The sequence below is a fragment of the Martelella limonii genome (assembly GCF_013344475.1).
Taxonomy (GTDB): Bacteria; Pseudomonadota; Alphaproteobacteria; order Rhizobiales; family Rhizobiaceae; genus Martelella; species Martelella limonii.
On record NZ_JABUOU010000004.1, the window covers coordinates 25,347 to 47,745 of the forward strand.

Here is a 22,399-nt window from a genome sequence, read left to right on the forward strand (position 1 = left end):
TAATCCTTCGATGGTTAGATAAGCGCGAATTCAATCCCACGACCGGGTCTTGCGGCGGCTGAAGGCCGACAGCATTTCCCGTGTCCGATGCGACGGAAGCCAGATGTCTACGCTTTATCACCACCCCATGTCCGCCGCCTCGCGCTTCATTCGCCTGGTCATCGGCGAATATGCGTTCGAGGTCGACCTGATCGAGGAACGCCCGTGGGAAAAACGCAAGGCCTTCCTGACCGCCAATCCTGCGGGCACCCTTCCCGTCTATGTCGACGACAACATGCGCGCGCTTTGCGGCCCCTTCGTGATCGCCGAATTCATGGACGAGACCCACGGCGTGCTGCAGCGCGAGCGGCGGCTTCTGGCGGAAGAGCCGTTCCAGCGCGCCGAAATCCGGCGGCTGACCGAGTGGTTCCTGCTGAAGCTTGAACAGGACGTCACCAACCCGCTCTGCCGGGAGCGCGTCTACAAATTGCAGATGAGCACCGAATATGGCGGCGGCGCGCCCGATTCGCGGGTACTGCGCGCAGCCCGCGCCAATATCCGCCAGCACATGAAATATATCGCTTGGCTTGCGGCAAGCCGCGGATGGCTTGCCGGCAAGCGGATGAGCTATGCCGATCTTGCCGCCGGCGGCGCGATCTCGGCGCTCGATTATCTGGGTGAAATCAACTGGGACGAGGCGCCCGCCGCCAAGGAATGGTACCAGCGCCTGAAATCGCGCCCGGCCTTCCGCCCACTGCTCGGCGACCGGGTGCGCGGCGTTGTGCCTGTTTCCCATTATGCCGATCTGGATTTTTAGATCCTGAAGCGCCACCTTGAGGAAAGGCCGTCCATCAACGGACGACCCGCGAAAATGGCGGCGGCATGAACCAGGGATCTGACAAGCTGAAAGCGTTTCTGCTGAAGGAGGCCCGCGCCGAGGGCTTTTCCGAATGCAGAATTGCGCGCGCCGAAGACATGCCGAAGGCAGCGCAGGCGCTTGCCGAAGGCATTGCCAGGGGCCATTTCGGCGAGATGGCCTGGATGGCCGAAACCTTCGAGCGCCGCTCCTCGCCGCTGAAGCTCTGGCCCGAGGCCCGCTCGGTGATCATGCTGGCGATGAATTATGGCCCAGAGGAAGACCCGCGCCCGCTTCTGGCGCAGAAGGACCGCGCCAACATCTCCGTCTATGCCAGAAACCGCGACTATCACGACGTCATCAAGGGCAAGCTGAAGCAGATTGCCGGCAAGCTTGCCGCCCGCTCCGGCGCAGAGGTCAAGGTGTTCGTCGATACAGCACCGGTGATGGAAAAGCCGCTCGCCGAGAAGGCGGGCATCGGATGGCAGGGCAAGCACACCAATCTGGTCAGCCGGCAGTTCGGCTCCTGGCTGTTCCTCGGATCGATCTTCACCACGCTTGAGCTCGAACCCGACGCCTCGGAGCGCGATCACTGCGGCTCCTGCCGGGCCTGTCTCGATATCTGCCCGACCAATGCCTTTCCGGCGCCCTACACGCTCGATGCCCGCCGCTGCATTTCCTATCTCACGATCGAGCATCACGGCGTCATACCGCTGGAATTCCGTACGGCCATGGGCAATCGCATCTATGGCTGCGATGATTGCCTGGCCGCCTGCCCGTGGAACAAGTTCGCAGCGCAATCGGCCGAGATCAAGCTGATCGCGCGCGACGACCTCAAGGCGCCGCTTCTTGCCGATTTTCTGGCGCTCGATGACACGGCCTTCCGCGCCCTGTTCTCCGGTTCGCCGATCAAGCGGATCGGCCGGAACCGGTTCGTGCGCAATTGCCTGATTGCCGCCGGAAACAGCGGCGACGAAACGCTTGCGGCGCGCTGCAGGCTGCTGCTCGAAGACGAGAGCCCGGCGGTGCGGTCCATGGCCGTCTGGGCGCTCGCCCGCCTGCTGCCCGGCCGCGAATTTGCCGCATTGGCAAGAACACGCTCGCATGACAGTGAAGAGATCGTGCGCAGGGAATGGAAACGTGAGGAGGAAACGCTATGCATCTGATGATTTTCGGAGCCGGATATTCCGGCAAGGCGATCGCCGCGGCGCTTTCCCACTCCACCCGCCATGTCTGCGGCACGACCCGTTCTGCCGAAAAGGCCGCCGACCTGAAGAAGGCCGGCATCACGCCCTTCGTCTTTGACGGCGAGACGATCGTGCCGGACCTTGGCCACAGGCTCTCCTCGATCACCCATCTTGTGCAATCCATTCCGCCGGGCGCGGATGGCGACGACCTGCTCAACATCGCAAGCCGCAACGCCCACAACGACCTGCCGGACCTGCAATGGCTCTGCTATCTCTCGACCGTCGGCGTTTACGGCGATCATGACGGCGCATGGGTGGACGAAACATCGGAATGCCGCCCCACATCCGAGCGGTCGAGACAGCGCCTTGCTGCAGAGGAACAATGGCTTGAAACCGGCGAGAAACACGGTCTTCCGGTCGCGATCCTGCGCCTTTCCGGCATTTACGGGCCGGGCCGCAATCCGTTTCGCAAACTGATGGACGGATCCGCCAAGCGGGTGATCAGGGAAGGTCAGGTTTTCAACCGCATCCGCGTGGAAGACATCGGCTATGCCGCTGCATTCCTAGCCGAACGCGAAATCGGCGGGATATTCAACGTGACCGACAGCGAGCCTGCGCCCCCGCAGGATGTGATCACGGAAGCCGCAAGGCTGATGGGCATAGACCCACCGGCGGAAATCGCCTTCGAAGACGCCGACATGTCGCCGATGGCGCGCTCCTTCTGGGGCGAGAACAAGCGGGTCAGCAACGAAAAGCTGCGCAAGCTCGGCTACGAGTTCGAGTTTCCGAATTATCGCCAATCGCTGAAACAGATGTGGGATATGCGGACCTACTAGCAGGCCCGCAGCGCAACATTGCTGAGCCGCTGCAGAGGTTCCAGCGCTGGCGCGCTGAAACGCCGTGACGTTCATTCGGATCGCAGGCCGCCTCTCCCGGCATCGGGAGAGGCTTGAAAGACACGGCCCGTCCGGAACGAGGCCTACATGCCCGCCGAATAGCGCTCCCATGCACCGCCTGGCGCGGTTGCCGCGGCAAGCGCCTGCAGGTTGTTGCTGGCCTGCTCGGCAGAAAGGCCGCTGGTTGCCACCGCCTGCGCTTCGGCCTGCTTGCCCTGAAGCGCCAGCACGAGACCGAGATTGAGGCGGACATCGGCCCCCGCATCACGGCTTGCCACGGCCTGGCGCAGAAGGTTCTCGGCTGTCGTCAGATCATGGGTCAGCACATAGGATGTCGCCATTGCCGACAGCACATCGGGATTGTTCGGCGAAAGACTGAGCGCCTTGCGGTAGGACATGCGCGCCTCGGTCGTCTTGCCCATCTGGTCGAGGATCGTGCCCTCATCCATGTAGACCCTCCAGTCGTTCGGGCTCAGCCTCTGGGCATTCCTGACGGTTCTGAGCGCATCCGGAAAGTGTCCGAGCGCTGCCTGGGAGCGCGCATAATAGAGCTGCGCCTTACCGGAATCGGGATTGAGGGCTGCAACCTGGCGCATCACCTCGTTCGCCTTGTTGTAATCGCCCGTGGCCTTCAGATATTCCGAATATTCGATGGCGCTGCTGAGCCTGCTGGGGCGCGAGAGGAATGCGGTCTCAAGACGGTAGTTGACCTGCGTCTGCTCAGCGAGCGAAAGTCCGGCAAAATCCTCCGCCGTGCGATATGATCCATTTGACGATCCGCTGCCGCGCACGCTCGCGCAACCTGACAAGGCGATAAGTCCTGCAGCAAGCAATGCCGCCGCGCGCGTCGCACGACCGGTAGAATTCTTCATCTCAGTTCACTCTCCGTCTGTTCTCAGCGATGATATGGGGTATGGAACCACTGACGCCGACCCAGGATACTTTACAGAAAACGATTTCCCGCGAAAATAAGCCGCCAGACCAGACCCGAGCCATGATCATGCCCCTCTTCCAGTATGCCGAACGTAAAAGCCCCTTCAGTCCCATTCAAGCGGAAACGAGACCGCTCTACGCCCTAACGCAGTCTGCGGCGGAAAAGTTGCCCGAAAATATCCGCGCCTTCGCGACCGCCGCAGGCTTTGGCGCGCGAGAGGGAGAGTGCCTGCTTTTTCCCGGCGCGGAAGGCGGGCTCGGCGGAGCCCTGTTCGGCCTCGGTTCAGGGGAAAATCCGTTTGTCTTCGGGCGCCTGTCTAAGCTCCTGCCGGCAGGCGACTGGCGGCTTGAAGACCATGAGGGCGATGCCACGCTTGCGCTGACGGCCTTTGCTGCGGGCAGCTATCGCTTTGAGCGCTATCTGAAGCCGGCTGCCAGGTCCGTGCGCCTTGCCGTGCCGGAAGGGGTCGCGATTGCCGAAATCGAACGGGTATGGGCTGCCATCGCGCTTGCCCGCGATCTCGTCAACACGCCTGCAAACGACATGCAGCCCGACCATCTGGAAGAGGTGTTTTCAGCGCTTGCAAACCACTACCAGGCATCGTTCAAGTCCATCCGCGGCGACGATCTGCTTCCGGCGGGCTTCCCGCTCGTTCATGCCGTCGGCCGTGCGGGCGAAAAGGCGCCACGGCTGATGGAGATGCGCTGGGGCCGCAAGGGCGCGCGCCTCGTCACGCTCGTCGGCAAGGGCGTCTGCTTCGACACCGGCGGCCTCGATCTCAAGCCCTCTTCCGGCATGGCGCTGATGAAGAAGGATATGGGCGGGGCGGCCAATGTGCTGGCGCTTTCGCTGATGATCATGGATGCCGGCCTCGACGTCGATCTGAGAGTGATCATTCCGAGCGTCGAGAATTCGGTCGCAGGCAATGCATTCCGTCCGGGCGACATCTACCGTTCACGCAAGGGCCTGACGGTGCAGATCGACAATACCGATGCCGAAGGCCGGCTGATCCTTGCCGATGCGCTTACCTATGCGGATGAGGAACTGCCCGATCTGCTGATCGACATGGCGACGCTGACCGGCGCCGCCCGCGTTGCCCTCGGCCCGGACATCGCCCCGTTCTTTACAACGTCGGATGAATTTGCGGCGTCGCTCGGCGAGGCCGGGAACCGCCTCGGCGATCCGGTCTGGCGCATGCCGCTCTTTGCGGGTTACGAAACAAAGCTCAAGACCGGGATTGCCGATCTCACCAATGCGCCCGCAGGCGGAATGGCCGGAGCGATTACAGCCGCGCTGTTTCTCAAGCAGTTCGTCAGCCGCGCCCGCAGTTGGGCCCATTTCGATATCTACGCTTACGCACAGAACGACCGCGACTTCGGCCCTGCCGGGGGCGAGGCACAGGCGATCCGCGCCATTTTCGAAACCATACGCAAGGCCTGACCCATGGAACTCGACCGCCGGCTGCACGCATTCAGGGACGACCTTGCCGACGCCCGGCTTTCCGGCATCGTCAGGTCGGAACGCTTTGCCGATCCGGTTCAAGCCCAGGTGATCGTTCCGGTCGCGCCGCTGAGGCGCAAGCCTTCGCATTCGGCGGGCCTCGACACCCAGTTGCTCTACGGCGAAACCGTCGACATCTTCGAGCGGGCGGATGGCTGGCTGTGGGTCCAGTCGCGCTTCGACTGCTATGTCGGCTATCTGCCGGAGGATATGGTTGCGGAGGGTCATCACCCGGCCGCGACCCATCTGATCGCGGCGCCGCGTACCTTCCTCTATCCCGAGCCAGACCTGAAGCTCAGTCCGGTTTCCGCGCTTTCCATGGCAAGCCGGATGGTGTTCGTCGACGAAGCGGAAGTGCGGGGTACGCGCTATCTGCTGACGGAAGAAGGCACCGCCGTCTTTGCCGATCACTGTTTTCCGGTCGGCAAGCCGTTCGAACGCGATCCGGTAAAGACGGCGCTGCGCTTTCTCGAAACGCCGTATCTCTGGGGCGGCCGCTCCGGTTTCGGGCTCGATTGCTCGGCGCTGGTGCAGATCTCGATGATCATGGCGGGACGGAACGTGCCGCGCGATTCCGACATGCAGGAGCTGATGGATGGCGAACCGGTGACACGGCGCGCCCTGAAGCGCGGCGACCTCGTATTCTGGAAAGGTCATGTGGGGCTGATGGAGGATACCAAGACGCTGGTGCACGCCAATGGCGCCACCATGCGCGTCACACGGGAAAACCTCGACCATGCGATTACCCGCATCGCCCCCTTCTACGGCAACCCGACCTCCTATCTGCGCGCTGCGAAATAGGACGCTGGGGCTTTCCCGATCGGCCGCTCGAATATCCCCCCCACCGGAAGGATGCCGCCGGCGTCTGTCGATCACGCCGGCCGCGCGCTACCGAGGAGCCTTTTTCCGAAGCGCTTCAGGCGCAGCGCATTGGTCAGTACAAAGACGCTCGAAAGCCCCATGGCGGCCGCGGCCAGCATCGGCGACAGCAGCACGCCTGCCACCGGATAAAGGAGGCCGGCTGCGACGGGAATCAGAACAACATTGTAGGCAAAGGCCCAGAACAGGTTTTCGGCGATATTGCGCATCACCGCCCGTGAAAGGGCAATCGCGTTGACGACGCCCGCAAGATCGCCCGCCATCAGCACCACATCGGCGGTCTCGATGGCGATATCGGTGCCCGTGCCGATCGCGATGCCGGTATCGGCTGCGGCAAGGGCCGGTGCATCATTGATGCCGTCCCCGGCAAAGGCGATCGCGCCGTGGGCTGCCCTGAGCCTTTGAAGCGCTGCGAACTTGCCGTCCGGCAGCACATCAGCGACCACGGTGTCGATGCCGACTTCGGCGGCGATCGACCGCGCCGTCGCTTCATTGTCGCCGGTGATCATCGCCGTCTTCAGCCCGCTTTCAACAAGCGCTGCGATCGCGGCCTTTGCGGACGGCTTGACCGGATCGGAAACGCCGATCAGACCGGCGGCACGGTGATCGACGGCGATATAGAGCAGCGATCGCGCCTTGCCGGCAAGCCGGCTGGCATCGTCATCGAGGGTCGCCACATCGATGCCGCGCTTTTCCATGAACCGCCTGGCGCCGATCGCAACGGGTTTGCCGCCGACCGAGGCTGCGACGCCGAAGCCCGGCACCGCCTCGAAGCCCTCGGCCTTTTCAGGATCAAGCTTTCGCTCCCGCGCACCTTCCACCACCGCCTCTGCAAGCGGGTGTTCCGAACCGGCCTCCACGGCCGCGGCAAGCGCAAGCAGCGCGTCATCGTCAAACCCTTCCAGCGTGACGATGTCGGTCACCTGCGGACGGCCCTCGGTTAACGTGCCGGTCTTGTCGAAGGCGACGATCCGCGTGTCGCGAAGGGTCTGCAAGGCCTCGCCATTCCTGAACAGGACCCCGGTTTCCGCCGCCCTTCCCGTGCCGACCATGATCGAGGTCGGGGTGGCAAGACCCATGGCACATGGGCAGGCGATGATCAGCACGGCCACCGCGTTGACCAGCGCGAAGGAAAAGGCAGGCGCGGGGCCGAAGACCAGCCAGACGATGAAGGTCAAAACGGCCGCCGCCAGCACCGCCGGCACGAACCAGGCTGTCACCTTGTCGACCATGGCCTGCACGGGAAGTTTCGCGCCCTGAGCGGTCTCCACCATCTCGACGATCCGGGCAAGCACGGTATCGGAACCGATCGCCGTCGCGCGGAACGTGAAGCTGCCGGTCTTGTTGATGGTGCCGCCTGTCACGGCGTCGCCCTCGCCCTTTCCCACCGGCACCGGTTCGCCTGAAATCATCGATTCGTCGACATGCGACTGGCCTTCGAGGACCGTGCCATCCACCGCCACGCGCTCGCCGGGCCGGACCACAACGATATCGCCGCGAACAACGTCGGCAATCGCAATGTCGCGGGTTTCGCCGTCGCGTTCCACCCGCGCTGTCTTTGGCTGCAGCCCCATCAGATGGGTGATGGCCGCAGATGTTCGCCCCTTGGCGCGCGCCTCGAGATAGCGGCCGAGCAGGATCAGGGTGACGATCACCGCGGCACTCTCGAAATAGACCTGCGCGGCGCCGGAGGGGAAAAGCTGCGGCGCGAAGGTCGCAAGCGTCGAATAGGCCCAGGCCGCAAGCGAGCCCAGCATCACCAGCGCGTTCATGTCGGGGGCAAGCCGCCTGAACGAAGCAGCGCCATGGCGGATGAAGCGGCGACCGGGGCCGAAAACGACAATCGTCGCCAGCACGAAGTACAGGATATGCAGCGGAAACGTGCCGACGGCTGCCATCAGCCCGTGCCCGAGCCGCGGGACAAGATGCGATCCCATTTCCAGTACGAACAGCGGCAGGGTGAAGGCGAGCGCAACGAAGAAATCGCGCTTCAGCGCCGCCTGTTCCCTTTCCCTGCGGTCCGCCTGGCTATCGGCCTCGCCGGCGCGGTCATTGACGGGATGCGCCTCATAGCCGGCCTTTTCGACCGCAGCCACCAATGCGCTGGCTGAGGCAGAGGTCCTGACCGTGGCCCGTTCGCTTGCCAGGTTTACATGCGCCTCCGCAACGCCTGGCACCCGCATCAGGGCCCTTTCGACATTGCCGACGCAGGATGCGCAACTCATCCCGGAAATCCCGAGCTCCAGCGTCGTCATCTCGACGCCGTAGCCCGCCTTTTCGATCGCCTCGACGACGGCCGCGCCCGCAAGCGGATCCTTCAGCAGAACCTCGGCCCGCTCTGTGGCAAGATTGACGGAGACATTCTCGACGCCTTCGACCTTGCCGACCGCCCGTTCGACATTCGCCACGCAGGAAGCGCAGCTCATGCCGGTGACAGGCAGGCTCATGCGGGTTGCGATCGTCTGTTCCATCGTCCTGTTCCTTCGTTTCGCCGTGTCTCGAAAAGGGGCCGCAGCAACGGCCTTATTCGATCACCTCGTAACCTGCTTCTTCCACCGCCTTGACCGCGTCATCCCGCGTGGCGGGGGCTGCCAGTTCGAACCGGGCCTGCTTTCTTTCCAGGCTGACATCCACATTGCTGATGCCGGCAACGCCCATCAGTGCATTGCGCACGCTCGTCACGCAGCCGCCGCAGCCCATGCCCTTGATGTTGAGCTTCTCGTTCATCGTCGTTCTCCTGATCGTTGTTGTGATCGCAAGGTGGGGCTTCCAGTTGCTGGAAGGTCAAGAGGTGCCGTGCAATTTTCAGCAAGCGATCATCTTGAAAAACCGGATTGTCTCTGTCTTTGATCGATGAAACCGAACAGGAGATGCATGATGGACCTTCATGTCTGGCTCGCCTTTGCCGCCGCCTCGACCGCGCTGCTGCTGATCCCCGGCCCGACGGTGCTGCTGGTGCTGAGCTATGCGGTGAGCCAGGGACGCCGGGTGGCGCTGGCAACGGTCGCGGGCGTCGCACTCGGCGATTTCATCGCCATGACGGCGTCGCTGGCCGGTCTTGGCGCACTGGTGCTGGCCTCCGCCAAGCTGTTCCTGCTCCTGAAATGGGTGGGCGCGGCCTATCTCGTCTATCTCGGCATCAAGCTCTTTTGCAGCAAGGCGATCGGCGAAGATGTGCCGGACTCCTCAAAAGTCACGCTCTCGCCGCGCCATGTATTCTTCAACGCACTGACGGTGACGGCGCTGAACCCGAAATCGATCGTGTTCTTCATCGCCTTCGTGCCGCAATTCGTGAACCCGCATGCAAGCCTGGTGCCGCAATTTGCGATCCTGATTGCCACCTTTGTCGGCTTTGCAGCGGTGAATACGCTTGCCTACGCACTGCTTGCCGACAGGTTGAGGACACGCCTCTCCTCGCCTTCCGTCAGGGCGCTTCTTCCCCGGCTCGGCGGGGGCGCGCTCGTGGCCATGGGGATCGCCACCGCAGCCTGGCGCCGGGCCGGCTGAGCCCAAAGATTGACGTCTGCCCCTTGCAGCGCTATCTAGCTTTTTCTTCGTGGTGATTTGGCCGGCCGGCTTGCAGCCACGTTAAACAAGTCGCTAAAGGGCCGAGCGAGCGGAAGCCCCCGGCCTGCGATTTGTACGCGGCCGGTTTTCTGTTTGTACGGGTGCGATTATGCCGATCAAGATTCCAGACACATTGCCCGCCTACGAAACGCTGGTTGCGGAAGGCGTGCGGGTCAAGACGGAAACGGTTGCGGAGCGGCAGGATATCCGTCCGCTTCACTTCGGCCTGCTCAATCTCATGCCGAACAAGATCAAGACCGAGGTCCAGTTCGCGCGCCTCCTTGGCGCCTCGCCGCTGCAGATCGAACTGTCGCTGATCCGCGTCGGCGGTCACAAAGCCAAGAACACGCCGATCGAGCATCTGCTGTCGTTCTACAACACCTGGGACGAGGTCTCGGATCGCAAGTTCGATGGTTTCATCATTACCGGTGCGCCGGTGGAAACCATCGACTTCGAGGAGGTCACCTACTGGGACGAGCTCAAGCAGATCCTCGACTGGACCACCACGAACTGCCATTCGACGATGAATATCTGCTGGGGCGCGATGGCGGCCGCCTATCACTTTCATGGCGTGCCGAAGGCGCTTCTGGAGAAGAAGGCGTTCGGCGTCTACCGCCACCGCAACCTGAAACCGGCCTCGGTCTATCTCAACGGGTTTTCCGACGATTTCCAGGTGCCGGTTTCGCGCTGGACAGAGGTGCGCCGGGAAGACCTCGCCAAGGCTGACGGCGTCGAAATCCTGATCGATTCCGATACTGTCGGCCCCTGTCTCGCCCAGGAAGATTTCGCCAACCGGCTCTACATGTTCAATCATATCGAATATGATTCCAACTCGCTTGGCGACGAATACCGGCGCGATGTCGAGGCCAATGTGCCTGTCGATCTGCCGCATAATTATTTCCCCGGCGACGATCCTGAGAAAACGCCCCAGAACCGCTGGCGCTCGCATGCGCATCTGCTGTTCGGCAACTGGATCAACGAAGTCTACCAGACGACGCCGTATCATCTGGAAGAAATCGGCCAAGACCGGGCGGGCGCTTGAAGCGTTCGCCAATCCGGCGCACTATCCGCGCCGCAATACATTATGCGGAGAAGTCACATGAATGCGCCTGAAACCTTCGGCACGACCCGTAACGGCGAGACCGTGTCCCGGGTCACGATCTCCGGGGGCGGCCTGACCGCCAATATTCTCAACTGGGGCGCCGTGGTGCAGGATCTGCGCCTTGAAGGTCATTCCCATGCGCTGGTTCTGGGCTTCGACGATTTCGAGAATTATCTCGACTATTCGCCCTATTTCGGCGCCACGCCCGGCCGTTCGTCAAACCGCATCGCCGATGGCCGGTTTTCGATCGATGGTCAGGAATATCAGGTCGATCGCAACGAGAACGGCGTGACCAACCTCCACGGCGGCAGCGATGGAACAGGCGTCAGCCTCTGGGAATTCGAGGAGATCGGCGACGACAGGGTCACGCTCAAGATTGTCGATCGCGACGGCCGCGGCGGCTTTCCCGGCAATTGCACGATCCGCGCGCATTTCCAACTGAAGTCGCGCGGCGTGTTTTCCGTCGTCTACGAGAGCACGACCGACGCCCCGACGATCGCCAATATCTGCAATCACAGCTATTTCAATCTCGGCAACGGCACCGACACGCTGGAGCACCAGCTGATGATCGCCGCCGACCACTACCTGCCGACGGATGAGCGGCAGATCCCGACCGGCGAGATCCGGCCCGTGGCCGATACCCCCTTCGACTTCCGCAAGAGCCAGCCGATGAAGCGGGACTATCCCAACAGCCGGCAGGTGCTGTTTGACCATAATTTCTGCCTGTCGTCCGAACGCCGCGAAAAGCGCCCGGTGATCAGCGTGCGGTCCCCCTCCTCCGGCGTGACCATGGATGTCCTGACCACCGAGCCCGGCGTGCAGTTCTACACCGCCTTCAAGCTGGACGAGACCCCGGAAGGCCTGAGCGGCTTTCCCTATGGGCCCTTTGCCGGTTTCTGTCTCGAAACCCAGGTCTGGCCTGATGCGATCAACCAGCAGGGCTTTCCGAACGCAATCCTCAGGCCCGGCCAAACCCTTCGCCAGGAAACGGACTACGTCTTCCGCAAGAGCGAGGTGAAGAAGCCCCAGGCCTGAGGCGCCGATGTTCGTCCTCTCCAAACTGTTCTGGATGCTGCTCCAGCCACTGGCCTTTGCCTTTCTCAATGCGCTCGCCGCGTTCGTGTGCATCCTTCTCGCACGCAATGCCGCAGCCGCGGTGTTTTCGGGCCTTGCCGTTCTGACGCTGGGCATCGCCTGTTTCACCAATCTCGGCACGATGATGATGGCGGGGCTCGAGAACCGGTTCCCGCGCCCTACCCTTTCGCAACCGCCGGCCTGCGCGATCGTGCTCGGCGGCGGCATCAGCACAGGCATTTCGGCCCGGCGGCAAAGCTATGTTTTCTCGCGGGCAGCGGACCGCTACATCGAGACGCTGCGGCTCGCACGGCTTTATCCTGAGATGAAGATTCTGGTTACCGGAGGCGACAACGCCCTTTCCGGCAACATCAACGGCGAGGCCGATCCCGCTGCCCTCTTCTTCGCCGATCACGGGGTCGCCAGGGATCGCCTGATCTATGAACCGATGGCGCGCAACACGGCCGAAAACGCGCGGCTGACGACAGCCCTTCTGGCCAGCAGCAACATGACCGGGCCCTGCCTGCTGATAACCTCGGCCTATCACATGCCGCGCTCGATCGCGCTGTTCGAGAGGGAGCAACTGGCGGTAACGCCGTGGCCGGCGGATTACCGCACCGATGGAAATGTGCGTTTTGCGCTCAGCGTCGACAAACCGGTCATCAACGCAACCATGTTTTCGACGGCGCTCAGGGAATGGGCGGGAATGGCGCGGTCACGGGGCTGACCGCTGCATGGTCAGCCGCGCTTGGGACGCAGGCGCACGACCACATCGATATGGGCAATTTCCATGCCTTCCGGCGGCGTCGGCATGCCGGTGAGCGAGATGCTGCTGTCCGGCATATCCACGACCTGGTTCTCACCCTCGATGAAGAAATGATGGTGATCGGAGGTATTGGTGTCGAAATAGGTCTTCGCACCCTCTACCGCCAGAACCCTGATCATGCCGGCATGGGTAAACTGGTGGAGCGTATTGTAGACGGTTGCAAGCGACACCGGCACGCCGGCCTCGATCGCCTCGTCATGAAGCTCCTCGACGGTCAGGTGACGGTCGCCCTTGGCAAACAGAAGATCGGCCAGCGCAACGCGCTGGCGCGTCGGGCGCAAACCGCTTTCACGGAGCCTGTCTTCGGAGTGTCTTGTTTTCATAATCCGTCTGGTTGCCTGCATCTGCGGGAACATAAATATAGCCTGATATAACGGGCTTGAGAATCGCTTTCAATAGGCCAAGGGCTTGCGGTGGCTGAAATTAAACTGCAAATACAGGCGCCGTAACGTTTCACTCTTTCGGCCTCGGGCGGCTTCCTGTATGGCCTCGTGTGGAGCAAACGATGAAGGGTTTGCAGGATTTTGGTGAAGTAACACCGCCGCGCATTGCTGGACGGTGATTACCTCCTTATCTTGTGACGACCACGAAAACCCCTCGCTGAACGAAGGGAAGCAGAGTTTTAATGAGCACGAGACAATCGCAGTTCGACTACGAGGACATCATCAAGTGCGCCGAGGGTGAGCTCTTCGGCCCCGGAAACGCGCAACTGCCGCTTCCGCCGATGTTGATGGTCCACCGGATCACCGAGATTTCGGAAACCGGCGGCGCCCATGACAAGGGCTTCATCCGCGCTGAATATGACGTATCCCCGGACGACTGGTATTTTGCCTGCCACTTCAAGGGCAACCCGATCATGCCGGGCTGCCTGGGACTTGACGGCATGTGGCAGTTGACGGGCTTCTTCCTCGGCTGGCTCGGCGAACAGGGACGCGGCATGGCACTCTCCACCGGCGAGGTGAAGTTCAAGGGCATGGTGCGTCCGACCGTGAAGCTTCTCGAATATGGCATCGACTTCAAGCGCGTGATGCGCGGACGACTGGTTCTCGGCACTGCCGATGGCTGGCTGAAGGCCGATGGCGAAACGATCTATCAGGCAAGCGATCTGCGCGTTGGACTGTCCAAAGACAAGTCCGAATAACGCCCGCGTGCAAGACAAGAAAAGAGGTCACAAGCTATGAGACGTGTTGTCGTTACAGGATTGGGAATCGTATCCTCGATCGGAAACGATGCCGCCGAAGTCACCGCCTCGCTGCGTGAGGCGAAATCGGGCATTTCGTTCTCCCCGGACTTTGCCGAGCACGGATTCCGCTGCCAGGTCTGGGGCAGCCCCGACATCGATACCACCGACATGGTGGATCGCCGTGCCATGCGCTTTCTGTCGCAGGGCGGCGTCTGGAATCACATCGCCATGAAGCAGGCGATCGCCGATTCCGGGCTTGAGGAAAGCGATTATAGCGAAAAGCCGCGCGTGGGCATCATCATGGGCTCTGGCGGCCCGTCCACCCGGACCCTGATCGAAGCGGCCGATATCACCCGCAAGAACAATTCGCCGAAGCGGATCGGCCCGTTTGCCGTTCCGAAGGCAATGTCGTCCACGGCCTCGGCCACGCTTGCGACCTGGTTCAAGATCCACGGCGTCAACTACTCGATCTCGTCGGCCTGCTCGACATCTGCGCATTGCATCGGCAACGCCGTTGAGATGATCCAGTGGGGCAAGCAGGACATGATGTTCGCCGGCGGCCACGAGGATCTCGACTGGACGATGTCGAACCTGTTCGATGCGATGGGCGCCATGTCGAGCGATTTCAACGAAAGCGACCCGACGCGGGCATCGCGCGCCTATGACGCCAAGCGCGACGGCTTCGTGATTGCCGGCGGCGCCGGTGTCGTCGTGCTGGAAGAGCTGGAGCACGCCAAGGCACGCGGCGCGAAGATCTACGGCGAAGTGGTCGGCTACGGCGCGACCTCCGATGGCTACGACATGGTCGCCCCGTCCGGCGAAGGCGCAGTGCGCTGCATGAAGATGGCAATCGAGACCGCCTCCGGCGAAATCGATTACATCAACACCCACGGCACTTCCACACCGGTCGGCGACAGCCGCGAGATCGGCGCGATCCGCGAAGTCTTCGGTGACAAGATGCCACATATCCAGTCGACCAAGTCGCTCACCGGCCATTCGCTCGGTGCTGCAGGCGTTCAGGAGGCGATCTACAGCCTGCTGATGATGCATGAAGGCTTTATCGGCGAAAGCGCCCACATTGAGGAGCTCGATCCCGAGTTCGACGGCGTGCCGATCGTGCGGCAGCGCATCGACAACGCGAAGATCGACACCGTTCTTTCAAACTCGTTCGGCTTTGGCGGCACGAACGCTACGCTGGTCTTCCAGCGCTACAATGGATAATGCGCAAATGACCGGACTTATGAAAGGCAAACGCGGCCTCATCATGGGCGTTGCCAACAACCACTCCATCGCCTGGGGCATTGCCAAGGCGGTTCACGCCGAGGGCGCCGAACTGGCCTTCACCTATCAGGGCGAGGCGCTCGGCAAGCGGGTTCATCCGCTCGCGGCGGAACTTGGCTCCGATTTCGTGGTGCCTTGCGATGTCGAGGATATTGCAAGCGTTGATTCGGTTTTCGCCGCGATCAAGGAACGCTGGGGCAAGCTCGACTTCGTCGTCCATGCCGTCGGCTTCTCCGACAAGAGCGAGCTGAAGGGCCAGTACGCCAACACCACGCGGGAAAATTTCATCCGCACCATGGTGATCTCGTGCTTCTCCTTCACCGAGATCGCCAAGCGCGCGGCAGAGCTGATGCCGGATGGCGGCTCCCTCCTGACGCTGACCTATGGCGGCTCCACCGCCGTCGTGCCGAATTACAATGTGATGGGCGTGGCCAAGGCCGGGCTTGAAGCGTCGATGCGCTATCTCGCGGGCGACTTCGGGCCGCAGGGTATCCGCGTCAATGCGATCTCCGCAGGGCCGGTGCGCACGCTTGCCGGTTCCGGCGTCGGCGATGCCCGCCTTGTCTATGCCTGGCAGCAGCGCAATGCACCGCTCCGCCGTCCGACCACGATCGAGGATGTCGGCGGTTCCGCGCTCTATCTGCTCTCGGACATGTCGTCAGGCGTGACCGGCGAGATCCATTTCGTCGACAACGGCTACAATATCCTGTCCATGCCGATTCCGGAGATGATGCGCCGCGGCGACCCCGAAACCTGAAACGGGGCTCCTGACGGGACGAATTTAACCACAGGTTGCAAAAGGCGCGCTCATTGCTTTGAGCGCGCCTTTTTTATTTCAAGTCCTTCGGCCGGCGCAAATGCAGCGTTTCATGGCGGCCCCATGGTGCGGACCCGAAGACCAAAGCGCCCGAAAGCCACTGTTTCACACCTCGTGAATATGGGCATAATCCATTGTTTTATAGAGATATTATTGGCCAAAACGAGGACACGTCCGGCCTCCCGGCTGACTGCCTCGCGCGCCTGTGGAGGCCCGAAACGGGCCGAGTCCGCCCCCTCGAAGCCGGCGTTAACACTTTGTTCAGTTTTGATGCCGTTTCCACCTGACCGAGAACCGTGATCGAGCGCGATTCATCATGGGAACATCTCCACGCCACGAAGACAGCAATCAGTTTAATCGCCTGACTTATATAGCTTTTCCTGCAACCAGGCGTATTCCGGCTGCGCCAGGCACCACCGAATACCGGGGAAATGCGAGCCTGGCGCCGGTCACCGGTTCTGTTGCGTTTCTGCACCACACCCCTTTATTCAATCAACTGATTTATATTTCCACCTATGGTTCATTGAGACGAAGCAGCAAGACGTTGTTAATGAGCATCAGAAGCCGGGGGGCAATTCGCCGGACTTCACTAAATCGAGGCTCAGGCCTCCTTACCAAGCTCGATTAAACTTGAGGATTTAACTATGACCATCAAAAGCCTTTTCCTGGGCTCCGCAGCGGCTCTCGCAGCTGCTTCCGCCGCTCAGGCAGCTGATCCGGTCGTCGTGATCGAACCCGTTCAGGCGAACTATGTAGAAATCTGCGACGCTTTCGGCGCTGGCTATTTCTACATCCCCGGCACCGAAACCTGCCTTAGCGTTGGCGGTTATGTCCGTTTCCAGATCGACGCACAGACCGGCGCCAACAGCCCGGACAGCTGGAACGTCTGGTCGCGTGGCCAGATCGCGATCAACTCGAAGACCGACACTGAGCTTGGCGCCCTGACCGGCAACATCACGCTCAACAGCGAGTACTACTCGAACGACGGTTCGACGACCACCTACCTCGACGAAACCTACCTCGCCCTCGGCGGCTTCCAGGCTGGTCTCTTCTACAGCTACTGGGATGAAGGTCTTCTCGGCGAAATCGACGACCTGTCCGGCCAGACCCGCTTCAACTCGATCCGTTACGTATACGTTGGTGACGGCTTCATCGGCGGCATCTCGCTCGACGCTCTCGAGCCGAGCATGATCGGCCTGTCGAACAGCGGCAACAACGTTCCGCATCTCGGCGTTTCCGGTCGTATCGGCTTCCAGGCTGGCGGCGTTGGCGCCAAGCTCGATGTTGGTTACGACACCTACAACGAAGAAGCTTCGTTCCGTGCGATGACCTCGCTGGCACTCGGCCCGGGATCGCTTGACCTCGGTGCGAACTACTCGACCGGCTGGAACGCGTACGCCAACACCTATGGCGACAACGACTTCCTCGACTACTCGCTTCCGACCCCGACGACTCTGCCGGGCGTATACGCCGAGTGGGCACTTGCTGCCGGCTACAAGCTGAACGTTGCCGACAACTTCTCGGTCACGCCTGCTTTCCAGTGGACGTCTGCTAAGATCCCGGGTGCCGACAACGAAGACTTCTGGTCCGCTGGCGCCCTGTTCGACTACACGATCGTCGAAGGCCTGAGCGCGAAGCTCAACGTACAGTACACCGACACGCCTGATCAGTACTACGCTGATGACTACTGGGCCGGTTGGTTCCGTCTGCAGCGCGACTTCTAAGTCTCGCAATAGATCGCAGGGTCCTTCGGGCCCTGCAGATACCCCCGGAGCGGCAACGCTTCCGGGGGTATTTTTTTTGGTTCAGGCAGGCGCTTTGAAGATGCCAGGCCCGGGCGCGTCCGTCCTTCCCCGGACAAAAAAAGGGACGGCTTTCGGCCATCCCCTTCTTCATCAGCCTTGATCGGGCCGGAACGGCCGTCGCGGATGCAACCTTACATCACGTATTCGACGATATGCGCCCCGCCTTTTCCAATGGAGGCCGCAATCGCCGCCACAAGAGCATCCTCGTCGCCAGCCCTTGCGAAGCCGAGCCCAAAGGCCTTCGCCATTGCCTCCATGTCGGGGGGCGTCGGCTTGACACCTTCCGGTGTGATGCCGGCATCCACCATGAAGGTCTCGATTTCGCGGTAGCCGTGATTGTTCCAGACGAGGAAGACAACATCGACCCCCTCGTCCACCGCCGTGCCGAGCTCGGCCAGCGAGAACTGCAGGCCGCCATCGCCGACAATGGCGACAACCGGGGTTGCGGGATCGCCGAGGGCTGCCCCGATGGCGCCTGGTGGCAGGTAGCCGAGCGAGCCGTAGCCGGTCGCCGAATTGAACCATGAGCCGGGACGCAGCGCATCGAAATAGAGATTTCCCGCATAGACGAGCTGTGTCGAATCGCCCACGAACCGGGCTTCGGGCACGATATCGCGGAGCCGATGCAGGAGCCCCACTTCGCCGGTGATTCTCCCATCGAGATTGGAAAGGGCTGCCTCGCGGGCAGTCTCTGCGCGCTTAAGGCCATTCTTGCCGGCAGACGCGGTCACATTTGGCAAAAGCCGTGTCAGCGCGCTGGCGCTGTCTTCCACCAGCGCGGCAACAACTTCCGGACCCGCTGCGATCTGCTCCGCGCCGCGATCGATCCGCACCAGACGGCTCATGGCCGGGATCCGGCCATCGCCATACATGTCGAAATCCGTTGGGCCAAACTCCGTACCGACGGCAAGCACCAGATCGCTTGCGGCAATCAGGTCGCGAACGCCGGGAAGGCTGGGGCTTGCGCAGACGCGCAGGCCATGGCCTGAAAGGAGCCCGCGGGCATTGGAAGTGAGCACCACCGGCGCATCGATCTTTTCGGCGAACGCGCGCAAGGCCTCATCGGCCCTCACAGCGCCGCCGCCTGCCAGGATCACCGGCGCTGACGCCTTTGAAATGGCTTCCGCCGCCGCTGCAAGCGCTGCTGCCTCCGCCTGCGGCTCGGCAGGCGCACCGAGGGCTGCCACCGGAACCGGCACGCGCTCGACCATGACATCGGTCGGAATTTCCAGATGGACGGGACCGGGGCGGCCCGCCTGTGCCAGCGAAAGGCAATCGGCGAGCGTGCGCGCAAGGTTCTCACCGGACGTCAGCGTGACAGAGGCCTTGGCGAAGGTCTTCATCATCCCGCTCTGATCAGGCAATTCGTGCAGGTAGCCCTGCCCCTTGCCAAGCGTCTTGCGTGCGTTGACGCCGGAGATCACCAGCATCGGCACAGAATCGGCCCGCGCCTGAGCCATGGCGGTGATGGTGTTGGTGAGGCCGGGGCCGGTGATGATGAAACAGACGCCCGTCCTGCCGGTGACCCGGGCATAGCCGTCCGCCATGAAGCCTGCGCCCTGTTCATGACGGGGTGTCACATGGCGGATTTTCGACGTGGCAAGGCCACGGTAGAGCTCTGCCGTATGAACGCCCGGAATGCCGAACACCATGTCGACGCCATGCGCTTCCAGAAGGCGGACCAGCGCCTCGCCCACACTGATGTCATTGCTCATGCCGAAGCCACCTTCCGTCTATCAATCAAGCCTTTCGCATGGCGGCGTATCCGCCCTGCCGCTTCCAGCAGAATCTCGTCAGGGACGGTCAGGCTGACGCGGATGAAGCCTGTGGCCTGTTCTCCGAACGAGGATCCCGGCATCACCGCAACCTGTTCCGCCGCAAGCAAGCCGAGCGCGAAGGCTTCCCCATCGATACCGGTGGCGCGCACATCGACCAGAGCGAACATGCCGGCCTCCGGCATGGAGCAGGAAATGCCCGGTGCGCCCGCAAGGGCGTTTACCACCAGCTCCGCCCGGCGCTTCAGCGATTGCCGCAGCGCCGCCGAGACACCGCTCGGGGTTTCGATCGCGGCTGCCGTTGCATCCGCAATGAAGGGCTGGTTTCCAAACAGCATGGTTTCCGCGACCGGCAGCAGCTTCTCGCTGAATTCCGCCGGCCCCACGGCCCAGCCGCTGCGGAAGCCCGGCGCGGCATGCGATTTGGAGATCGATGATACGGCAATCGTCCGTTCCGGCGCAAAATCGCGCGGCGAGGCAAACGTGCCGCCGAAGATCAGTTCCTCATAGACCTCGTCGGAGATGATCCAGATGTCATGCCTTTCGCAGACATCCGCAATCGCAGCGACCTCTTCCTCAGAGAGAATCGCGCCCGTCGGATTGTGCGGCGTGTTGAGCAACAGCACCCGTGCATTCGGCGTGATCGCCTGCTCCAGAACGTCTGCGCGCATATGGAAACCGTCCTCGGGCCGAAGCGGAACGGGAACCATATCGGCGCCCGTGGCGCGGATCAGCCCTTCATAGGTGGCATAAAGCGGGTCTCCGACGAGAACCGCATCGCCCGCCTCGACCAGCGTCAGGAGCACGGCAAACAGTGCCGTCTGGGTCCCAGGAAAGCAGACGATATGCTCGTGGCCGACGGTTCGTCCCGAACCCGCGGTGTAACGCTTCGAGATCGCATCGAGCAGCGCCGTCTCGCCCCGGCCATTGGAGTAGCCGGTACGGCCTTTTCCGAGCGCCGTCGTGATCGTTTCGGCCAGAATCGGATCGGGCGCGATGTCCGGCTCGCCGATCGTCAGTTCCAGAATGTCGGCGCCAGCGCGTTTCATCTCGCGGGCCTTCAGGTGGACAGCCCATTTGTCTGATCCGAGCCCGCCCAGGCGTTCGGTAATTTTGGAGTAGTGCATATCATTCACCTTCAAGCGTAAAACCGGTGATCGCCTCGACGGCGTGAAGCCCCGCCTGCAGCAATTCGCCGTCATCGAACATGTCGCCGGCAAGCGAGCCCTCGAGCCAGAGCCCGTCCAGCACCGCGTTGACCTCGATCGCCAGCCGCCGGACCACCGCTTGCGGAGCCACACGCCCCGCCTCGCTGAAAGCTTCGGCAATCACGTTTTCGATCAGGATGCGATAGGCGCCGTAGGTCTCGCGGTGGATCTTGCCCATCGCCGGATCGGCATGCGCCATGGCGATGAAGGCCGCCCAAAGCGACAGCCGGCGCGGATCGATCATGGGCGGCGTCAGGCAGGCGACAACGAAGGCCTTCAGCCTCGCCTTTGGCGGGCAGGCCGCAATCGCCTCGTTGCCAAGCGCCATCATCTCCTCCATCGTCGCGTGGTAAGCGGCGTGGAGGAGATGTTCCTTGGTTTCGAAATAGTGCCGGATCAGACCGCCGCTGACGCCGGCGCGCTCCGCCACTTCCCGCACCGTCGCATTCTGGATCCCGCCCTCGGCGATGCAGTCGAGCATCGCCTCGATGAGATCGGCGCGCCTTTCTGCATCGCCCGCGCGACGGAACGGCTTTCGGCTCATATCAGCCTCGCCAGATCGGCCGGGTCAGGCAGGTCGGGCCACCCTCGCAGGCAATGCAGAGCGCATCGGCTTCGAAGGTCTGCACCCGGCAGCCGGCCTCTTCCATCAGCGCCTTGGTCTTATCGAAGCCTGCAACAGCGACGACGTCGTTCGGCTTCAGCGGCAGAACATTGAGGTTCAGGCCGTTGGAGGCCATGAACTCGTCCTCGGGCGCTTCGATCAGTGTGTATCCGCGCGCTTTCAGGAGCTGATAGAAAGGCGCCGGCAGGAGCGGCGCATAGACCAGAGCCAGCTTGTCTGCGAGCGGCGAAATCACGCTCATCAGGTGCAGGCACGCCTCTTCGCCCTGCCACAGCGGCAGATCGAAGGAGAGAACCTCGACGCCATGGGGCGCGAGAATGTCGCGAAGCTGGGCGATGCCTTCGGCATTGCTGCGCACGCCGCGGCCGACGACGAGCGTTTTTTCGTCAACCCAGACGCAATCGCCGCCCTCGACCGTGGCATCGCCCGAAAGCCGACCGAGGATCGGAACGCCGGCCGCGGTGTAAACCGCCTCATGGCCGGCCACTTCATCACGACGCAGGGGCTTGCCCATATTGAGCAGGATCGCGCCATGAACGGTGGCGAGCGAGGGATCGTGGGTGAACATCGCATCGGCGAGCCCGTCGCCCTTGTCCTCGAACCAGAGGATTTCAGCACCGGAAGCGGCGACCATATCGGCGAAGGCCGCATACTGCTCGATCGCCCGTGCAGCATCAAAAGTCGGGCCATAATGCCATTTGGCGGGATCCGCTTGTTTCAGGCTCTCGCCGGGTCTGCGCATGATCACCCGCTTGATCGGCTCCGCCATGGTCTGGGCACCGTAGGACATTCTGTCATCTCCGTCTGATATGATTTTGCCGTAGTTATACACTTGCATAATAACTCCGCAAGTGTAGTAATACACGGAAAGAATGCAACTAAGGGTCAGAAGCACCTCAGATGTG

21 protein-coding genes and 1 riboswitch are annotated in these 22,399 nt (G+C 62.1%); of the genes, 13 read left to right on the forward strand and 8 right to left on the reverse strand.

Going from position 1 to position 22,399, the window contains the following annotated elements:
- Positions 1 to 103 precede the first annotated feature (103 nt).
- From HPQ62_RS10065 to HPQ62_RS10075, 3 genes are all read left to right on the forward strand, one after another.
- Complete coding sequence (locus tag HPQ62_RS10065; protein WP_174802424.1) at positions 104 to 796, forward strand: glutathione S-transferase family protein; 693 nt, start codon at positions 104 to 106, stop codon at positions 794 to 796.
- A 65-nt stretch (positions 797 to 861) separates the two neighbouring features.
- A complete protein-coding gene (gene queG, locus HPQ62_RS10070) occupies positions 862 to 2,001 on the forward strand; it encodes a tRNA epoxyqueuosine(34) reductase QueG (RefSeq protein WP_174802425.1) in 1,140 nt (379 codons plus the stop codon).
- Positions 1,992 to 2,858, forward strand: a complete 867-nt coding sequence (locus HPQ62_RS10075; RefSeq protein WP_174802426.1) for an SDR family oxidoreductase — start codon at positions 1,992 to 1,994, stop codon at positions 2,856 to 2,858. Before queG ends, HPQ62_RS10075 begins: the two co-directional genes overlap by 10 nt.
- Before the next feature lie 143 nt (positions 2,859 to 3,001).
- Here HPQ62_RS10075 and HPQ62_RS10080 read toward each other — a convergent pair whose 3' ends face one another.
- Positions 3,002 to 3,790: a tetratricopeptide repeat protein gene (locus HPQ62_RS10080; protein ID WP_174802427.1), complete on the reverse strand. Its 789-nt coding sequence runs from the start codon at positions 3,788 to 3,790 to the stop codon at positions 3,002 to 3,004.
- A gap of 128 nt (positions 3,791 to 3,918) precedes the next feature.
- Between HPQ62_RS10080 and HPQ62_RS10085 the strand changes: the two genes are divergently transcribed.
- Both HPQ62_RS10085 and HPQ62_RS10090 read left to right on the forward strand, forming a co-directional pair.
- Positions 3,919 to 5,292 (forward strand): leucyl aminopeptidase family protein, encoded by a 1,374-nt coding sequence (locus tag HPQ62_RS10085; RefSeq protein WP_174802777.1) that lies wholly within the window; start codon positions 3,919 to 3,921, stop codon positions 5,290 to 5,292.
- A gap of 3 nt (positions 5,293 to 5,295) precedes the next feature.
- Complete coding sequence (locus tag HPQ62_RS10090) at positions 5,296 to 6,153, forward strand: C40 family peptidase (RefSeq protein WP_174802428.1); 858 nt, start codon at positions 5,296 to 5,298, stop codon at positions 6,151 to 6,153.
- A gap of 71 nt (positions 6,154 to 6,224) precedes the next feature.
- Here HPQ62_RS10090 and HPQ62_RS10095 read toward each other — a convergent pair whose 3' ends face one another.
- Positions 6,225 to 8,702 carry a heavy metal translocating P-type ATPase gene (locus tag HPQ62_RS10095; protein WP_174802429.1) on the reverse strand — a complete coding sequence of 826 codons (2,478 nt, stop codon included), beginning with the start codon at positions 8,700 to 8,702 and terminating at the stop codon, positions 6,225 to 6,227.
- Between the two features lie 52 nt (positions 8,703 to 8,754).
- Positions 8,755 to 8,958 carry a heavy-metal-associated domain-containing protein gene (locus HPQ62_RS10100; protein ID WP_174802430.1) on the reverse strand — a complete coding sequence of 68 codons (204 nt, stop codon included), beginning with the start codon at positions 8,956 to 8,958 and terminating at the stop codon, positions 8,755 to 8,757.
- A gap of 150 nt (positions 8,959 to 9,108) precedes the next feature.
- On the opposite strand from HPQ62_RS10100, the gene HPQ62_RS10105 reads away from it, so the two are divergent.
- From HPQ62_RS10105 to HPQ62_RS10120, 4 genes are all read left to right on the forward strand, one after another.
- Positions 9,109 to 9,738, forward strand: coding sequence for a LysE family translocator (locus tag HPQ62_RS10105; RefSeq protein WP_174802778.1), 630 nt, complete (start codon positions 9,109 to 9,111; stop codon positions 9,736 to 9,738).
- A gap of 39 nt (positions 9,739 to 9,777) precedes the next feature.
- Positions 9,778 to 9,855, forward strand: a riboswitch (SAM riboswitch).
- Positions 9,856 to 9,907: 52 nt separating this feature from the next.
- Entirely contained in the window at positions 9,908 to 10,840 is a 933-nt protein-coding gene (locus HPQ62_RS10110) for a homoserine O-succinyltransferase (protein WP_174802431.1), read from the forward strand.
- A 57-nt stretch (positions 10,841 to 10,897) separates the two neighbouring features.
- Entirely contained in the window at positions 10,898 to 11,935 is a 1,038-nt protein-coding gene (locus HPQ62_RS10115) for an aldose epimerase family protein (RefSeq protein WP_174802432.1), read from the forward strand.
- Positions 11,936 to 11,942: 7 nt separating this feature from the next.
- Positions 11,943 to 12,701 carry a YdcF family protein gene (locus HPQ62_RS10120; protein WP_174802433.1) on the forward strand — a complete coding sequence of 253 codons (759 nt, stop codon included), beginning with the start codon at positions 11,943 to 11,945 and terminating at the stop codon, positions 12,699 to 12,701.
- Between the two features lie 11 nt (positions 12,702 to 12,712).
- Here HPQ62_RS10120 and irrA read toward each other — a convergent pair whose 3' ends face one another.
- Positions 12,713 to 13,123: an iron response transcriptional regulator IrrA gene (irrA, locus tag HPQ62_RS10125; RefSeq protein WP_174802434.1), complete on the reverse strand. Its 411-nt coding sequence runs from the start codon at positions 13,121 to 13,123 to the stop codon at positions 12,713 to 12,715.
- A 302-nt stretch (positions 13,124 to 13,425) separates the two neighbouring features.
- On the opposite strand from irrA, the gene fabA reads away from it, so the two are divergent.
- The 4 genes from fabA (at position 13,426) to HPQ62_RS10145 (ending at position 17,805) form a co-directional block, all read left to right on the forward strand.
- Positions 13,426 to 13,941, forward strand: a complete 516-nt coding sequence (gene fabA, locus HPQ62_RS10130; protein WP_174802435.1) for a 3-hydroxyacyl-[acyl-carrier-protein] dehydratase FabA — start codon at positions 13,426 to 13,428, stop codon at positions 13,939 to 13,941.
- A gap of 36 nt (positions 13,942 to 13,977) precedes the next feature.
- Complete coding sequence (gene fabB, locus HPQ62_RS10135) at positions 13,978 to 15,204, forward strand: beta-ketoacyl-ACP synthase I (protein WP_174802436.1); 1,227 nt, start codon at positions 13,978 to 13,980, stop codon at positions 15,202 to 15,204.
- Between the two features lie 7 nt (positions 15,205 to 15,211).
- Complete coding sequence (fabI, locus tag HPQ62_RS10140; protein WP_174802437.1) at positions 15,212 to 16,021, forward strand: enoyl-ACP reductase FabI; 810 nt, start codon at positions 15,212 to 15,214, stop codon at positions 16,019 to 16,021.
- Between the two features lie 704 nt (positions 16,022 to 16,725).
- Positions 16,726 to 17,805 (forward strand): porin, encoded by a 1,080-nt coding sequence (locus HPQ62_RS10145; RefSeq protein ID WP_174802438.1) that lies wholly within the window; start codon positions 16,726 to 16,728, stop codon positions 17,803 to 17,805.
- A gap of 212 nt (positions 17,806 to 18,017) precedes the next feature.
- On the opposite strand, the gene HPQ62_RS10150 is transcribed toward HPQ62_RS10145, so the two are convergent.
- Genes HPQ62_RS10150 through HPQ62_RS10165 form a run of 4 tightly spaced genes read right to left on the reverse strand, consistent with a single transcriptional unit; the run spans position 18,018 to position 22,284 of the window.
- Complete coding sequence (locus HPQ62_RS10150; RefSeq protein WP_174802439.1) at positions 18,018 to 19,601, reverse strand: 5-guanidino-2-oxopentanoate decarboxylase; 1,584 nt, start codon at positions 19,599 to 19,601, stop codon at positions 18,018 to 18,020.
- Positions 19,598 to 20,788: a pyridoxal phosphate-dependent aminotransferase gene (locus HPQ62_RS10155; protein ID WP_174802440.1), complete on the reverse strand. Its 1,191-nt coding sequence runs from the start codon at positions 20,786 to 20,788 to the stop codon at positions 19,598 to 19,600. Before HPQ62_RS10155 ends, HPQ62_RS10150 begins: the two co-directional genes overlap by 4 nt.
- A 1-nt stretch (position 20,789) precedes the next feature.
- Positions 20,790 to 21,413 carry a TetR/AcrR family transcriptional regulator gene (locus tag HPQ62_RS10160; RefSeq protein ID WP_174802441.1) on the reverse strand — a complete coding sequence of 208 codons (624 nt, stop codon included), beginning with the start codon at positions 21,411 to 21,413 and terminating at the stop codon, positions 20,790 to 20,792.
- A 1-nt stretch (position 21,414) separates the two neighbouring features.
- Positions 21,415 to 22,284, reverse strand: a complete 870-nt coding sequence (locus HPQ62_RS10165; protein ID WP_244629636.1) for a dimethylarginine dimethylaminohydrolase family protein — start codon at positions 22,282 to 22,284, stop codon at positions 21,415 to 21,417.
- Positions 22,285 to 22,399: the final 115 nt, after the last annotated feature.

Bases quoted from the DNA above. Each gene is read 5' to 3' on its own strand.
- HPQ62_RS10090 (WP_174802428.1), top strand. From the start codon at position 5,296: ATGGAACTCGACCGCCGGCTGCACGCATTCAGGGACGACCTTGCCGAC.
- HPQ62_RS10095 (WP_174802429.1), bottom strand. From the start codon at position 8,702: ATGGAACAGACGATCGCAACCCGCATGAGCCTGCCTGTCACCGGCATG.
- HPQ62_RS10160 (WP_174802441.1), bottom strand. From the start codon at position 21,413: ATGAGCCGAAAGCCGTTCCGTCGCGCGGGCGATGCAGAAAGGCGCGCC.
- fabI (WP_174802437.1), top strand. From the start codon at position 15,212: ATGACCGGACTTATGAAAGGCAAACGCGGCCTCATCATGGGCGTTGCC.
- HPQ62_RS10110 (WP_174802431.1), top strand. From the start codon at position 9,908: ATGCCGATCAAGATTCCAGACACATTGCCCGCCTACGAAACGCTGGTT.
- fabB (WP_174802436.1), top strand. From the start codon at position 13,978: ATGAGACGTGTTGTCGTTACAGGATTGGGAATCGTATCCTCGATCGGA.
- HPQ62_RS10105 (WP_174802778.1), top strand. From the start codon at position 9,109: ATGGACCTTCATGTCTGGCTCGCCTTTGCCGCCGCCTCGACCGCGCTG.
- HPQ62_RS10115 (WP_174802432.1), top strand. From the start codon at position 10,898: ATGAATGCGCCTGAAACCTTCGGCACGACCCGTAACGGCGAGACCGTG.
- HPQ62_RS10165 (WP_244629636.1), bottom strand. From the start codon at position 22,284: ATGTCCTACGGTGCCCAGACCATGGCGGAGCCGATCAAGCGGGTGATC.
- fabA (WP_174802435.1), top strand. From the start codon at position 13,426: ATGAGCACGAGACAATCGCAGTTCGACTACGAGGACATCATCAAGTGC.
- HPQ62_RS10075 (WP_174802426.1), top strand. From the start codon at position 1,992: ATGCATCTGATGATTTTCGGAGCCGGATATTCCGGCAAGGCGATCGCC.
- HPQ62_RS10145 (WP_174802438.1), top strand. From the start codon at position 16,726: ATGACCATCAAAAGCCTTTTCCTGGGCTCCGCAGCGGCTCTCGCAGCT.
- HPQ62_RS10150 (WP_174802439.1), bottom strand. From the start codon at position 19,601: ATGAGCAATGACATCAGTGTGGGCGAGGCGCTGGTCCGCCTTCTGGAA.
- HPQ62_RS10120 (WP_174802433.1), top strand. From the start codon at position 11,943: ATGTTCGTCCTCTCCAAACTGTTCTGGATGCTGCTCCAGCCACTGGCC.
- HPQ62_RS10065 (WP_174802424.1), top strand. From the start codon at position 104: ATGTCTACGCTTTATCACCACCCCATGTCCGCCGCCTCGCGCTTCATT.
- HPQ62_RS10080 (WP_174802427.1), bottom strand. From the start codon at position 3,790: ATGAAGAATTCTACCGGTCGTGCGACGCGCGCGGCGGCATTGCTTGCT.
- queG (WP_174802425.1), top strand. From the start codon at position 862: ATGAACCAGGGATCTGACAAGCTGAAAGCGTTTCTGCTGAAGGAGGCC.
- HPQ62_RS10085 (WP_174802777.1), top strand. From the start codon at position 3,919: ATGCCCCTCTTCCAGTATGCCGAACGTAAAAGCCCCTTCAGTCCCATT.
- HPQ62_RS10100 (WP_174802430.1), bottom strand. From the start codon at position 8,958: ATGAACGAGAAGCTCAACATCAAGGGCATGGGCTGCGGCGGCTGCGTG.
- irrA (WP_174802434.1), bottom strand. From the start codon at position 13,123: ATGAAAACAAGACACTCCGAAGACAGGCTCCGTGAAAGCGGTTTGCGC.
- HPQ62_RS10155 (WP_174802440.1), bottom strand. From the start codon at position 20,788: ATGCACTACTCCAAAATTACCGAACGCCTGGGCGGGCTCGGATCAGAC.